The sequence below is a fragment of the Rhodococcus sp. (in: high G+C Gram-positive bacteria) genome, from assembly GCF_049286785.1.
Taxonomy (GTDB): domain Bacteria; phylum Actinomycetota; class Actinomycetes; order Mycobacteriales; family Mycobacteriaceae; genus Rhodococcus_F.
In genome coordinates this window covers 15,104-31,557 of the sequence record NZ_JBAQEO010000130.1, presented here as the reverse complement: position 1 = coordinate 31,557, position 16,454 = coordinate 15,104, and the positions used below count along the sequence as shown (strand labels likewise).

Below are 16,454 nucleotides of genomic sequence, written 5' to 3'. Positions count from 1 at the left end.
CGCCGCCGCGGCCGGGCTGCTGGCCCGCCACCCGAATCTGCGGACCGCGTTCGTCTACGACGACCACGGGGTCCCGGCGCAGCTGGTGGTCGACGAGGTGGAGCTACCGTGGCGTGAGGTGGATCTGACCTCGCATGGGGACGTGGAGAGCGAGCTCGGGCAGCTCTTGGACGAGGACCGCAGCACACGGTTCGACCTCGAAACACCCCCGCTGCTGCGGATGACGCTGCTGCGGACTGCACCGCAGCAGTACGTCCTCGCCATCACGAACCATCACATCATTCTCGACGGCTGGTCGATACCATTGCTGGTGCGGGAGTTGCTGCTGCGTTACGCCGCCGACGGCGCTCCGGCCGGAATGGCCACTGACGGCGCTCCGGCCGGTCTACTGGAGCCGCCTTCGTACCGCACCTATCTGGAATGGTTGGCGAGCCGTGACAGATTCGCGTCGGCTCGGGCCTGGGAACGGGCACTGGAGGGCTTCGAGGAGCCGACGCTGGTGGCTCCGAAGGCGTCGGCGGCACACTACGGTGTTCCCGGCGAGGTCGACATCACTCTGCCCGCCCGGGTGGTCGACGGGCTCATGGCGGTGACGCGGCGCCTCGGCACCACGATGAACACGGTGATTCAGGCCGCATGGGGAGTGTTCCTGTCCCGGTATCTCTCCCGCGACGACGTGGTCTTCGGTGCCACCGTGTCCGGTCGTCCGCCGCAGCTGTCCGGTGTGGAGAACATGCTGGGGCTCTTCATCAACACCCTGCCGGTGCGGGTGCGGATGGACCCGGACGAGAGTTTCACGCAGTTGCTCACCCGCCTGCAGGAGGAGCAGGCGTCCTTGCTCGACCACCATCACCTCGGGCTCGGCGAGATCCAGTCACACGCGGGTCTGGGCAACCTGTTCGACACGTTGTCGGTGTTCGAGTCCTATCCCGTCGACACCTCCGGATTGGACGAGAACACCGACATCGCCGGGATGCGGGTGGCCGCCCTCGACGCCCGCGACGCCACCCACTATCCCCTCACGCTGCTGTCGATCCTCGAACCCCGACTGCGGCTCGGCCTGCGTTACCAGCCGGGAGTCTTCGACCACGAGACGGTCACCCGGTTCGCCGAGCGACTGACCGTAATCCTCGAGACCGTCGCTGCGGACCCGGACACCGCGGTCGGTGATGTGGAGGTTCTTGCTCGGGGTGAGCGGGAGCTGGTGGTGGGGTCGTGGAATGCGACGGTGCGTTCGGTGCCGTGTGTGGGTGTGGGTGATTTGTTGGATGCGCAGGTGGTGCGGAGTCCGGGTGCGGTGGCTGTGTCGTTCGGGGCGGTGGTGCTGTCGTATGCGGAGTTCGACGTACGGGTGAATCGGTTGGCGCGGTATTTGATTTCGGTCGGGGTGGGTCCGGAGTCGTTGGTGGGTATCGGGGTGCGTCGGTCGGTGGAATTGGTGGTGGGGATCTTTGCGGTGATCAAGGCGGGTGGGGCGTATGTTCCGATCGATCCGGATCTGCCTGCGGAGCGGATCGGGTATGTGGTGGCGACGGCGGATCCGGTGTTGGTGTTGGTGAGTGCGGCGGATCGGGGGGTGTGGGCCGGTGTGGATGTTGTGGAGTTGGACGGGGCGGATGTGTCCGGGTTCTCCGGTGATCGGGTGCGGGACGGGGAGCGGTTGGCGCCGTTCGATTCCCGGCATCCGGCGTATGTGATGTTCACGTCGGGTTCGACGGGGCGGCCCAAGGGGGTGGTGGTGCCGCATGAGGGGATCGTGAATCGGTTGTTGTGGATGCAGGGGGAGTATGGGCTGGGTTCGGATGATGTGGTGTTGCAGAAGACGCCGGTGACGTTCGATGTGTCGGTGTGGGAGTTGTTCTGGCCGTTGATGTGCGGGGCTCGGTTGGTGATTGCGGTGCCGGATGGGCATCGTGATCCGGTGTATCTGGAGCGGGTGATTCGTGAGGAGTCGGTGACGACGGTGCATTTCGTGCCGTCGATGCTCGAGGTGTTCTTGGCGGGGGCGGATGTGGGTGGGTGTGGTTCGTTGCGCCGGGTGTTGACCAGTGGTGAGGCGTTGGCGCCGGCCACGGTGGGGCGGTGGTGTGGGGTGAGTGGGGCAGGGCTGCACAATTTGTATGGGCCGACCGAGGCGTCGGTGGACGTGACGTTCCATGAGGTGGGGTTGGGGGATGCCGGTGGTGTGACGGTGCCGATCGGGGTGCCGGTGTGGAACACGCAGACGTATGTGCTCGATGGGCGGTTGCGTCCGGTGCCGGTCGGGGTGGCGGGGGAGTTGTATCTCGGGGGTGTGCAGTTGGCGCGGGGGTATCAGGGTCGGGTGGATCTGACGGCGGATCGGTTCGTGGCGAATCCGTTCGGGGTGGCGGGTTCGCGGTTGTATCGGACCGGGGATCTGGTGCGGTGGTTGCCGTCCGGGGAGTTGGAGTATTTGGGGCGGACGGATTTTCAGGTCAAGTTGCGGGGTCAGCGGGTGGAGTTGGGGGAGGTGGAGGCGGCGTTGTTGCGGCATGAGGATGTCGCGCAGGCGGTGGTGGTGCTTCGTGGGGGGTCGGCGGGCGATTATCTGGCCGGGTATGTGGTGCCGGTGAGTGGGGAGGTCGACGAGGGGGAGGTCCTCGCTGCTGCTGCGGCGGGGCTTCCGGGGTACATGGTGCCGTCGGTGTTGGTGGTGCTGTCGGAGTTGCCGGTGACCGCGAACGGCAAACTCGATCGTAAAGCGCTACCGGAACCCGACTTCGGCACCGCAACGTTCCGCGCTCCGGCCACCCCCGTGGAAGAGGCGGTCGCGACGGCTTTCGCCGAGGTCCTCGGTGTCGACCGCGTCGGAGCCGATGACAGTTTCTTCGCCCTCGGTGGAGACTCGCTCAGCGCCACCCGTGCGGTGGCACGTATCAACAGCGTGCTGGAGACGAGTCTGGGTGTCGCGACACTGTTCGACGCGCCAGTGGTGTCCGCTCTGGCAAGCCGGATCGAGTCGACCGTGATGACGGGTTCCGCCGCTCCGCCGCTCACCGCGAGGCCGCGGCCCGATCGGATTCCCCTTTCGCTTGCGCAGCAGCGCATGTGGTTTGTCAACCAGTTCGACACCTCCTCGCCGGCCTACAACATTCCGGTCGCCCTGCAGCTGGACGGAGTGATGGACCCGGGGACACTGCGAACGGCCCTCGGCGACCTCATCGAGCGCCACGAGTCGCTGCGGACCGTGTTTCCCGGCTCGGCCGACGGCCCCCGCCAAGTCATCGTCGATTCGGCGCTCGCCACTCCCGACCTCGATCCGCATCCGGTGTCCGACCGGGAGCTTCGAGACTCGCTCACCGCGTTCTTCGGTGCGGGATTCGATGTCGCCGAGGAGCTTCCGCTCCGGGTGAGGCTTTTCAGGCTCTCTCCCGAGCGGCACGTCCTCGCGATCGTCGTCCACCACATCGCTGCCGACGGCTTCTCGATGACACCCTTGGCGCGGGACGTGATGCTCGCCTACACCGCACGCACGCAGCAGCAGGCGCCCGGCTGGGCACCGCTGCCCGTGCAGTACGCAGACTACAGCCTGTGGCAACGGGAGGTTCTGGGCGCCGAGGAGCAGTCCGACTCGGTGATCTCGGAGCAGCTCGGCTACTGGACCCGGACCCTGTCAGGCATCGCGGAGGTGCTGCCGTTGCCGCTGGACCGGCCGCGACCCGCGCAGCGATCCCTCCGTGGCGACGTCGTCTCGTTCGACATTCCACCTGCCGTCCATCACACTCTGACCGACCTTGCACACCAGAGTAATTCGACATTGTTCATGGTGGTGCACGCGGCACTGGCCGTGCTGTTGGAGAGATTGTCGGGGTCGAAGGACGTGGCGGTGGGCACGCCGGTCGCGGGCCGGGGCCACGCGGCTCTCGACGATGTAGTGGGGATGTTCGTCAACACGCTGGTGCTTCGCACGCCGGTGGCGGCGGGATCGTCGTTCGCGGAGGTGCTCACCGAGGTGCGGTCGGTGGACCTCGGCGCGTTCGAGCGCGCGGACATTCCCTTCGAGCGGCTGGTGGACGAACTCGCCCCCGAACGGTCCACTGCGCACGCACCCCTGTTCCAGGTGCTGCTCGAGTTCCAGGGCGCCGCCCGTATACACCTGGAACTGCCCGGGCTGACCGTCCGGTCTCTCGACGCCGACCTGGACGTGGCGAAGTTCGATCTGCAGCTCAGCCTTGCGGAGCGGATCGACGAGCATGGGGCGCCGGCCGGGATCGGTGCCGGATTCCGCTACGCGACCGACGTGTTCGACCGGAAGTCGGTGGAGGCTCTCGCGGGCCGCTTCGTGCGCGTGGTCGATGCCGTGACCGCGAACCCGACGGCGCCGGTGGGAGACATCGACATCCTGCACCCGGCCGAAAGTGAGCTCGTGCTCGGCCGTCGACCGGGAACCGACGTCCCGCCGATAACGTTGGCGGAGCTGTTCGACCAGGCGGTGGCATCCGCGGGCGATGCCGTCGCGGTGCGCTGCGACGGCTCGTCGGTGACGTACCGGGAACTCGACGAGCGGGCGAACCGACTCGCGAGACTGCTGGTGACGCAGGGAGTGGGACCGGAAACCCTGGTGGCGGTGGGGATGACGCGCTCGATCGATTTGGTGGCGGCGCTCTTGGCAGTGGTGAAGTCGGGTGCCGGTTACCTACCGGTGGACGCGGCATCGCCGACGGAACGGCTGGCCTTGATACTCGGTGACGCCCGGCCGATGTGTGCGCTCACCACCGCCGCGGATGCGCACCTTCTCCACAGCACCGACGTCCCGGTGCTCGTCGTCGACGACCCGGAGACACTGAAGGCGGTGCAACGGTTCTCGCCCCTGCCGGTGACCGATGACGACCGCCGTCGTCCGCTGCACCCGGACTCGGTGGCGTACGTGATCTACACCTCGGGTTCCACCGGGCGGCCGAAGGGCGTGCAGGTCTCGCATCGCAACGTCGTCACGTTGCTCACGAACACCCGGATGCTGTTCGGTTTCGGGCCGGCGGATGTGTGGACCATGTTCCATTCCGCCGCATTCGACTTCTCGGTGTGGGAAATGTGGGGCGCGCTCGCGCACGGGGGACGACTGGTGCTGGTGGACTACTACACCGCGCGCTCACCCGAGAAGTTCCTCGAACTGCTGCGCGACGAACGCGTGACGGTCGTCAATCAGACCCCCACCGCCTTCTACCAGTTGGCGGAGGCGGATCGCCTCGCCGGTGCTCCCGGACTGTCTCTGCGGTATGTGATCTTCGGCGGCGAGGCCCTCGAATTCGGGCAACTGGGGCGCTGGTATGCGCGCCGGGACGACGCGGCGCCCACGTTGGTCAACATGTACGGCATCACGGAGACGACTGTGCATGTCAGCCATCTGCCGCTCGACCGAGACCTGGTGAAGGAACCCGCATCGGTGATCGGCCGGGGCCTGCCCGGTCTGCGCGTGTACGTGCTCGACGAACGACTGCATCCGGTGCCACCGGGCGTGGTCGGGGAGATGTACATCTCCGGTGCGCAGGTCTCACGCGGATATCTCGGCCGCTCCGCACTTACCTCCACCCGTTTCGTTGCCGACCCGTTCACCCCGGGGTCGCGGATGTACCGGTCCGGTGATCTGGGCAGGTGGAACGGCAACGGGCAGCTGGAATACCTCGGCCGCAACGATCTCCAGGTGCAGGTGAAGGGCTACCGTATCGAGCTCGGTGAGGTGGAATCGGCCCTGCTCGCATGCGAGGGAGTGGCGCAGTCGGCGGTGACGGCACGCCGGGATCGGCTGGTGGGGTACGTGGTGCCGGAAGCCGGTGTCGCAATCGAACCGGCGGCGGTCATCGACGAAGCTGCGGAGCGACTGGCGTCGCACATGGTTCCTGCAGCAGTGGTGGTTCTGGGCGAGATGCCGCTGACGGTGAACGGCAAACTCGACCGGAAAGCGCTGCCCGAACCGGACTTCGGGCAGCGGGTGACCGCGAGCCGAAGCCCGGTCACCGCGAACGAACGTATCCTCGCCGACCTGTTCGCCGAGGTACTGGGCCTCGACTCGGTGGGCGTCGACGACTCGTTCTTCACCATCGGCGGGGACTCGATCATGTCCATCCAGCTGGTCACCCGCGCCAAGGCCGCCGGGGTGCTGATCTCCCCCCGAGATGTGTTCGAGCGAAAAACCGTTGCCGGACTCGCCGAGATAGCCGGGAACGGTGACGAGACGGTGGTTCTCGACGAGCTGCCGGGAGGCGGCATCGGCGAGATTCCGCTCACGCCGATCGTGCGATGGATGCTGAGCCGGGGCGGGGACTTCCGCCGTTACTCGCAGACCGCACTGTTCACGGTTCCCGCTGCAGTCGACGAAGACACCCTGACGCGGGCCGTGCAGGCCGTGCTGGACCGGCACGACGTGCTGCGGTCACGGTTGTACCGCACCTCCCGCACCGAATCGGGCTGGTCGATGGAGGTGCAACCCGAAGGGTCGGTGCGGGCGGCCACGGTGGTCCGCCGGGTGCCGGTGGACGGCGGATTCTCCGCCCTCTCGGCGCAGGAACTCGACGCGGCGCTCGATCGGCTCGACCCGGAGTCGGGCGTGATGATCCAGGTGGTGTGGCTCGACGCGGGCTCGGAGGGACGGTTGCTCATCACCGTCCACCATCTGGCGATGGACGGTGTGTCCTGGCGAATCCTGATCCCCGACCTCGCGACCGCGTGCACGCAGCTGCAGTCCGGTGCGGCACCCACGCTGGAGCCGCCGAGGACCTCGATGCGCCGGTGGGCGTACGCCCTCGTCGACGCCGCGCACGAACCCCACCGCACAGCGGAGCTCGAACTGTGGCAACGGATATCGGACGGCCCCGATCCGCTGTTGGGGGCACGCCGGGTGGCCGCATCGGACACCGCCGTCACCGCCGAGGACGTGGAGGTACGCGTTCCGGCCCCGTTGACCGAAACACTCCTGACGTCGGTGCCGCAGGCTTTTCACGGCAGTGTGGGAGATGCATTGCTGACGGCGCTGACCATGGCACTGATCCGATGGCGGCGCCGCCGGGAGATCGAGGTGGCAGACGCGTTGGTGAACCTCGAGGGTCACGGTCGTGAAGAGCAGGTGGTGCCGGGGGCGGACCTCGCACGGACGATCGGATGGTTCACCACGATCTTCCCTGTGCGACTCGACCTGAGCGGCGTGGACCTGGGCGACGCGTTCGCCGGAGGCCCGTCCTCGGGGGCCGCGATCAAGGCTGTGAAGGAGCAGCTCCTCGCCGTTCCCGACCACGGCATCGGTTTCGGACTTCTCCGGTTCCTGAACGGCGAGACAGCCCAGGCTCTTTCGCAGCTGTCTCCACCTCAGGTCAGCTTCAACTATCTCGGTAGATTGGGCCCGACCGCGGCGGAGACCGGCGACGGGTGGATGCCGGTCGACCGATCCGGACTGCGCGAAAGATCGACTTTGCCGGTCGCGGCCGCCGTCGACGTCAACGCGATGACCGTCGACTCGGGCGAAGGGCCCCAGCTGGACTCCACGTGGACCTATCCGCCGGGCGTCCTGACCCGCGAGGAGGTGGACGAACTCGCGCAGCTGTGGATGCAGGCACTCGCCGCCCTCGGCGCGCACGTGGAGGCGGGCGGCGGAGGATTCACGCCGTCGGATTTCGATCTCGTCGAACTCCGGCAGGATGCGATCGAAGCGCTCGAAAGCCGGTACCCGGACCTGAGCGACGTGTGGTCGCTCTCGCCCCTGCAGTCCGGCATGCTCTTCCACTCCGAACTCGCCGACGAGTCCGTCGACGCCTATCTCGTGCAGGTGAGTCTCGACCTTCGGGGCGAGGTGGATTCGAACCGCCTGCGTCGCGCGGCCGACACCCTGCTGGGCAGACATGCCAACCTGCGCACCGCCTTCCTGCACGACGCCGAGGGCAACATGGTTCAAGTTGTCCGGCAACGGGTCCGGGCGTCCTGGCGCGAGGTGGATCTGACGGATCGGGGCGAGAGCGCGGCTGCGTCCGAGATCGAGCGACTGCTGGCCGAAGACCGGTTCCTCCCCTTCGACATGACGAGTGCGCCGCTGATCCGGTTCATGCTGATCGCGACCGCGCCGAACAGGTACCGGCTGGTGTCGACCAACCACCACATCCTTCTCGACGGCTGGTCGATGCCGTTGCTGGTCACGGAGTTGCTGACGCTCTACGCCACCGAAGCCGACCCGTCGTCGCTGCCCCGCGTGCGGGGGTACCGCGACTATCTGACGTGGATGAACCACCGGGACACCGACGCTTCCCGGGCGGTATGGGCGCGGGCTCTCGCCGGGGTGGAGGGGCCGACGTTACTCGCGGCCGGGGCGAGCGGAGCGACGGGGAATGCTCCGGCGGACCGGGGACGGCGACTGTCCACCATGGGCCAGGAGTGGGTGTTCGACCTCGACGAGGACCGCACCACCCGGCTGCGTGAGGTCGCGCGCGGGCGGGGACTGACCATGAACACACTCGTTCAGGTGTCCTGGGGGATTGTGCTCGGAACGTTGACCGCCCGCGACGACGTGCTGTTCGGCGCCACCGTCTCGGGGCGGCCTCCCGAGTTGGCGGGCATCGAGACGATGATCGGACTGTTCATCAACACACTGCCCGTCCGGATCAGGCTGCGGCCAGGCGAAACGGTGGGTGCTCTGCTGGAACGGGTCCAGGCCGAGCAGGCGGCGTTGCTGGATCACCACTACATCGGCCTGGCCGAGATTCAGCGCGCCGCAGGGCCGGAGGCCGGATTCGACACGTTGACCGTGTTCGAGTCCTATCCGGTGGACCGCGCCGCGCTGACGACGGACACCGATATCGCCGGAATGCGCGTCACCGGGGTGGACGCGCGCGATGCCGCCCACTACCCGCTGAGCCTGGTGGCGTCCGTCGACGATCGTGTGCACCTGAAATTCGAGTACCTCCCCGAACTGTTCGACGCGGACACAGTGGAAGGCATCGCCGGGCGCGTGCTGCGGGTGCTCGACGCCTGTACCCGTCCGGACCGGCCGCTGGCCGCCCTGTCGCTGCTGACCGACCGGGAGCACGCCGACCTGATGCCGGTCCGTGGCCGTCCGGGCGGGTCGACTCGCACCCTGCCGCAGATTCTCGGAGAGGCGGCCGCGCTCGATCCGAATGCGATCGCACTGTGCTATCACGACCCGAGCTATCACGACCCGAGCTATCACGACCCGAGCGCCTACGAGGACCGGAACGTGAGCTACGGCGATCTGGACGAGCGGTCGAATCGTCTGGCCCGGGCACTCGTCGCGCGGGGTGTGGGCCCGGAGACGTTCGTGGCCATCGGGATTCCGCGATCGATCGACTCGATGGTGTCGGTGTGGGCGGTGGCAAAGACCGGAGCGGCGTTCGTGCCGATCGACCCGAACTACCCGGATGAGCGCATCACCCACATGCTCACCGATTCCGGAGCCACCATCGGCGTGACCACGACCGAGCATCGAGACCGGCTGCCGGGCACCGCGCTCTGGCTGACTCTCGACGATCCCGGCTTCGCGACCGAATGCGCAGAGCAAGCTGCAGCCTCCGTGACCGATGCCGATCGAACCGGTCCGGTCTCGCTGGACACGGCCGCGTACGTCGTCTACACGTCGGGTTCCACCGGCCTGCCCAAGGGTGTGGTGGTCACCCATCGCGGACTCGACAACTTCGCCCTCGACCAGCTCGAACGCTTCGGGGCGACACAGCAGTCCCGCACCCTGCACTTCTCCACGCCGAGTTTCGACGGGTCGGTTTTCGAGTATCTGCAGGCCTTCGGTGCCGGCGCGACAATGGTGATCGCAGCGCCCACCGTGTTCGGCGGAGAGGAACTCGCGCGGCTCCTGGCGGACCGGAAGGTCACCCACGCGTTCGTCACCACCGCGGCGCTTGCATCACTCGATCCTGCCGGGCTGGAGCATCTCGCGGACCTGGTGTTCGGCGGCGAGGCGTGCCCACCCGAACTCGTCGCACGCTGGGCGCCGGGCCGGCGGCTGTACAACGCGTACGGACCGACCGAGACGACGATCATGTCCAACATCAGCCAACCGATGGTTCCCGGTGAACCGATCACCATCGGCGGGCCCATCCGCGGTGTGACGGAACTGGTGCTCGACTCCAGACTGCAACCGGTCCCCGTGGGAGTTCCGGGCGAGCTGTATCTCGCCGGAGCGGGCCTGGCCCGCGGTTACCACCGCCGACCGGCACTCACGGCGGAAAGGTTCGTTGCCGATCCCTCCCGGGCCGGCGAGAGGATGTACCGCACCGGAGACATCGTGCGGTGGACGGCCGACCACAGCATCGAGTACGTGGGCCGCAGTGACTTCCAGGTCAAGGTGCGCGGTTTCCGCATCGAACCCGGCGAGATCGACGGCGCGCTCATGTCGGAGCCGAACGTCGGGTTCGCGGCCACGGTCCCGCACCGCGGTCCCGTGGGGGACACCGTGCTGGTGTCCTACGTCGTGCCGGCGGCGGGCTGTTCCCTCGACACCGCCGCACTCCTCCGGCGTCTGGCGGACCGCCTGCCGTCCTACATGGTGCCCTCCTCGATCATGGTATTGGAGCGCATCCCGCTGACGGCCGTCGGCAAGCTCGACCGCGCGGCACTGCCGGAGCCCGACTTGCTCTCCGGGACAGCGCAATACCGGGAGCCGTCCGGGCCCATCGAGCAAACGGTGGCCGAAGTCTTCGCGGACGTACTCGGACTCGGTCGTGTCGGGGCCGACGCCGGTTTCTTCGACATCGGAGGCAACTCCCTGAGCGCGACCCGGGTGATGGCCCGGTTGAGGGCGTCGCTCGGTACCGACAGTGGGGTGCGTGATCTGTTCGAGGCGCCGACGGTGGCCGCACTGGCCGCGCGGATCGCGCATGCCGGCTCGGCGTCGCCCGGCCGGCCGGTGCTCGCACCCCGCTCCCGGCCCGAAGATATTCCGTTGTCGTTCGCTCAGCAGCGGATCTGGTTCATCAACCAGTTCGACACCACCTCGGCTGCCTACAACATCCCGATCGTGGTGCGGCTCAGCGGTGAACTCGACGTGCAAGCGTTGAACTCGGCGTTGACCGACGTCGCCGGCAGGCACGAGTCGCTGCGAACGATGTACCCGGTCCGTGGGAGCGGGCCGGTTCAGCAGATACTGCCCGTGGAGACTGCGGTGCCGTCGCTGACCCCCGTCGGCGTCGGGGACGAGCATCACCTACACGAGGAAATCGCCCGGCTGGTCTCGGCGGGTTTCGATGTCACGGAGCGAATTCCGCTGCGGGTCGGACTGTTCACGCTCGCCGCCACCGAACACGTACTCGCCGTCGTGGTGCATCACATCTCGGCAGACGGTTTCTCGATGGTCCCGCTGGTGCGCGACGTGATGACCGCGTATGAGGCCCGCGTCCGTGGCGGCGCGCCCGAGTGGGCACCGCTGCGGGTCCAGTACGCCGACTTCACCCTGTGGCAACGGGAGTTACTGGGTTCGGACGACGACACCCGCTCGCTGATCTCGACCCAGCTCGACTACTGGCGGACCGCGCTGGCGGGCGTGCCCGACCTGCTGGAACTACCCACCGATCGTGACCGGCCGTCCCAGCAATCCTTCCACGGCGCACGCGTCCGCTTCGCCGTCGACCGCGACCTTCACCGACGCATCAAGGAGCTGTCGCGACGACTTCGCTGCACCGAATTCATGACCGTGCATGCCGCGCTCGCCATCCTCCTGGCACGGCTCGGCAGCACCGACGACGTCCTGATCGGAACACCGATCGCAGGCCGGGGAGAACCGGAACTCGACGATCTGGTCGGTATGTTCGTGGGCACGCTCGCCCTGCGCGCCCGGGTGGATGCGGCGGAGTCGTTCACCGCCCTGTCGTCGCACTGTCGCGACGTCGACCTCGGTGCCTTCGCGCATGCCGACGTACCCTTCGAGCGGGTGGTGGAGGCGGTCGGGCCGACACGATCGACGGCCTATTCGCCGATCGTCCAAGTCTCGCTGGAATTCCAGAACAACGAGCGGCCGAACCTGACATTGGCGGGATTGGACGTCCGTGGAATCGATCCCGAACTCGACGTCGTCAAGATGGATCTCGAGTTTCTCCTGTCCGAGGAGTTCGACGCGAACGGTGCGCCGGCCGGGATGAACGGCGCCATCGACTTTGCGACGGATCTCTTCGATGCCGCGACCGTCCGCAGCTTCGCCGACCGCTTCGTACGGATTCTCGACGCTGTCACCGAGAACCCCGACCAGCCTGTCGGCGACCTCCCCCTCCTCGACGAGGTGGAGATGCGGGCGATGGTGCCGGCGCGCGGCGCACCGGACGTGCGTCCGGAGCTGTGGCCCGACCTGCTGACGGCCGCCGCCGCGCTCGACCCGGACTCCGTGGCCCTGTCGTGCGACGACCGGCAGATCAGTTACCGGGAACTCGACGAGTGGTCCAACCGGGTCGCACGCGTCCTGTGCGGACGCGGGGTGGGACCGGAGACGTTCGTGGCAGTCGGAATGTCCCGCTCGATCGAGACGGTGATCTCGATCTGGTCGGTCACAAAGGCAGGCGCGGCGTTCGTGCCCGTCGATCCCGTCTACCCGCGCGAACGCATCGACTACATGCTCACCGATTGCCGGGCTTCGGTCGGACTCACAGTGAAAGACCACAGGCGCCACCTGCCCGACACTGTTCCCTGGCTGGTGCTCGACGACGAGGACTTCGCCGAGCGGGTGGCGAGGGTGTCGGCGGTACCGGTCACGGACGCGGACCGGACGAGTCCGTTGTCTCTCGCTCACGCGGCGTACCTCATCTACACATCCGGGTCGACCGGAAAACCGAAGGGGGTAACCGTCACTCACCGCGGCTTCGCCAACTTCACCGCGGAAACGAGCGAGCGCTTCCAAGTGACGCACGAGTCCCGGGTGTCGAATCTGGCTTCCCCCAGTTTCGACGCCTCGCTGTTCGAGTTGATGATGGCGTTCAGCGCCTCGGCACGGGTCGTCATCGTTCCGCCCACCGTCTACGGCGGCAACGAACTGGCAGATCTGTTCCGGCGTGAACAGGTCACCCATGCCACCATCACACCCACGGCGCTGGCGTCCCTCGACAGCGCGGGACTCGATTCACTCCGTGTCCTCGACGTGGTGGGTGAGGCGTGCCCACCGGAGGTGGTCGCGTTGTGGGCTCCGGGGCGGCGCCTGCACAGTGGATACGGACCCACGGAGACCACCATCCAGGCGAGTATCAGCGCACCGATGCGTCCCGGTGAGGGTGTGAACATCGGCCGGCCGGCCCGGGGATTCGCGTTCCTGGTCCTCGACGAACGACTGCAGCCCGTTCCGGTCGGTGTGCACGGTGAGTTGTACATCGCCGGGCCGGGTGTGGCCCGCGGCTACCACAACCGGACGGTGCTCACCTCGGAACGATTCGTGGCGTGCCCCTTCGGGGAGCCGGGCGGCCGGATGTACCGGACCGGAGACGTGGTGCGCTGGCGCGCCGACCACACCGTCGAGTACATCGGGCGCAGTGACTTCCAGATCAAGGTTCGTGGTTTCCGCATCGAACTCGGGGAGATCGACGCCGTCCTCGCCCGCCATCCGGCGGTTGCCTTTGCGGCCACCATCGGTCACACCGGTCCGTCGGGCGACTCGGTGCTCGCATCGTATGTGCGGGCCCAGGACGGGCAGGAAGTGGAGCCCGCGGAACTGCGCACCTACGCGTCCGAACGCCTTCCCGCGCACATGGTGCCGTCCACGGTGGTCGTGCTCGACGAGATTCCGATGACCCCGGTGGGCAAGCTCGACCGAAAGGCGTTGCCCGTTCCGGAGTTCGGCTCGGCTGCTGCCGAATATCGCGCGCCGACCACGGAAACCGAACGCATCGTGGTGGAAGCGTTCGCAGAGGTTCTCGGGGTGGACCGGGTGGGGAGTGCAGACAGCTTCTTCGACCTCGGCGGAAACTCCCTCCTCGCCACCAGGATCGTCAGCGCCCTGCAGGCCGCGCTGGGACGGAGGGTGCCGCTTCAGTGGATGTTCCTCGATCCGACCCCGGCGGGGATCGCCCGTCGTCTCGAGCTCCCGGCCCTGAGTTCCGGTGTGGAAGATGCTCTCGCCGTGGTGATTCCGCTGCGCGCGCAGGGAAGCGGCACACCATTGTTCTGTGTGCATCCGGGAATCGGACTGTCCTGGGGTTACGCCGGTCTGGTGCAGTATGTACCTGCCGACCGGCCCGTATACGGACTGCAGCTGCCCGCGATCAGCGCAGACGGCGACTACCGTTCGATCGAACAACTGGCACACCGCTATGTCGAGGAAATGCAGGCCGTCCAGCCCACCGGACCGTACAACCTGCTGGGTTGGTCACTCGGTGGGGTCATCGCGCACGCCATGGCCGTCGACCTACAGAGGTCGGGCGAGAAAGTTGCCACCCTCGCCGTCATGGACAGCTATCCCGCGGGGGTCGACGACCCGATGCCGGGCGAGTTCGACCTGCGGGAACTGCTCAGGGGGCTGGGCGTCGGCGACACCGAGGTGCCGGACGGCGAGTTGACCTACGATCGGGCGGCCGACCTCCTGAACGCGATGTTCGGCACCGAGACAGGCGTGACGGCCGTTCACCTCGCGCGGATCGGCGCGGGATACGAGCTCTCCAGGCGGATCGGGCGCCAGTTCGTCCCCCAGGTCTATGACGGCGATCTGCTCATCTTCCCCGCCACGCGTGAGGACGGCGCCACCCGTACACGGTCACCGGAGGAGTGGCGTCCGATCGTGACCGGCCGGATCGACGAGCACCCGGTGGACTGCAGTCACAACGAGATGATCGAGCCGCAATCGCTGTCCGTTATCGGGCCTGTGCTGGCCCGCCTTCTCTCAGCTCGTACTTGAGGACCTTGCCGGTGGGTGTGCGCGGAAGTTGGAGGGGAAAGACGATCTCCTCGGGAACCTTGTAGCGTGCCAGCAGTTTCCGGGTGTGGTCGATGATGTCCTCGGCGGTGGCCGTCCGGTCCTTGCCGAGAATGACGAACGCCTTGGGGCGCTCGCCCCACTTGGGATGCGGCACACCGATGACGGCGACGTCGATGACCGCCGGGTGGGTCATGATCGCCTGCTCCACCTCCACCGTCGAGATGTTCTCGCCGCCGGAGATCACAATGTCCTTGGCGCGGTCCTTCAGCTGGATGTAGCCGTCCGGATGCATCACCCCGAGATCGCCGGTGTGGAACCAGCCACCGGCGAAGGCCTCGGCGGTGGCCGCAGGATCCTTGTAGTAGCCGAGCATCACGTTGTTGCCGCGCAGCACGATCTCACCCATCGTCTCGCCGTCGGCGAGGACGTCGTTCATCCGCTCGTCGACGATGCGGGCGTTCTCCGCCTGCACCATCCCGACTCCTTGCCGGGAGAGCAGGGCCGCGCGTTCGTCGGGCGTGCGGTCGTCCCACGACTCCTGGTATTCGCAGATCGTGTACGGCCCGTACACCTCGGTGAGACCGTAGACATGGACCACGCTGATACCGATCGCCTCGAGTTGTGCGATGACGGTGGGCGACGGCGGAGCGCCCGCTGTCGTGATGCGCAGGGCGTCGACGGGGTGCGCCTGTGGGGCGCCGGCGATGGTCGAACAGACGGCGGGCGCACCGCACAGGTTGGTGACGCCGAGGGTATCGATGGCGTCCCAGATCGCGTCGGCCCGCACCGCGCGCAGGCAGATGTGGGTGCCGCCGGCCTGCGTGACGGCCCACGGCGTGCACCAGCCGTTGCAGTGGAACATCGGTAGCGTCCACAGGTACTTCGTGGACCCGGTGAAACCGTTGTGGAACGTCTCGCCCAGCGAGTTGAGGTAGGCGCCGCGGTGCGTGTACAGCACGCCCTTCGGCTTGCCGGTGGTCCCGGACGTGTAGTTGATCGCGATCACCTGCTGCTCGTCCTCCACACCCCAGTGCAGCGGGGTGTCGTCCAGGCCGTCGGCTGCCGCGAGGAAGTCGGCATACAGCCCGGTGACGATGCCGTCCGGAACGACCGGTGGCTCGATGGTGGAGTCGGGGATCTCGATGACGTCCCGCAGGCTCGGCACGTTGTCGCGCGCGGTGGCCACCGAGCCGACCAGTTCGGAGTCGACGAACAGCAGGCTCGTCTCGGAGTGGTTCAGGATGTACTCGAGTTCGGGGCCCGCCAGCCGTGAGTTCAGGGCGATCAGTACGCCGCCCGCGAGCGGCACCGCGAAGTGCGCGAACAGCAGTTCCGGCACGTTGGGGGCAAGGTAGGCGACGCGGTCTCCGGGGCTGATCCGGCTGCGCAGCACTCGTGCGAGGCGGGTGACCTCGTCTCCGAACTCCTGGTAGGTGTAGCGACGGTCGCCGTGGATGACGGCCGTGCGGTCCGGGAACACGCTCGCCGACCGCTCCAGGAACCGCAGCGGGCTCAGCGGTGTGTTATTCGCGGCCGAGAGGGTGGGCACTGAAACCTCCGAGAATTGCGTTATCGATGTGACCGGCGCTACACGCCTCAC

2 protein-coding genes are annotated in these 16,454 nt (G+C 67.4%); one reads left to right on the top strand and one right to left on the bottom strand.

Translation table 11 applies throughout. The features are described 5' to 3' along the window. Positions 1-14,833 (top strand): amino acid adenylation domain-containing protein (locus WAW17_RS05265; RefSeq protein ID WP_422331951.1); only part of this gene is annotated, 14,833 nt, incomplete at its 5' end. On the opposite strand, the gene WAW17_RS05260 is transcribed toward WAW17_RS05265, so the two are convergent. Then, complete coding sequence (locus WAW17_RS05260; RefSeq protein ID WP_422331950.1) at positions 14,790-16,403, bottom strand: AMP-binding protein; 1,614 nt, start codon at positions 16,401-16,403, stop codon at positions 14,790-14,792. The genes WAW17_RS05265 and WAW17_RS05260 overlap by 44 nt on opposite strands. Between the last annotated feature and the right edge of the window lie 51 nt (positions 16,404-16,454).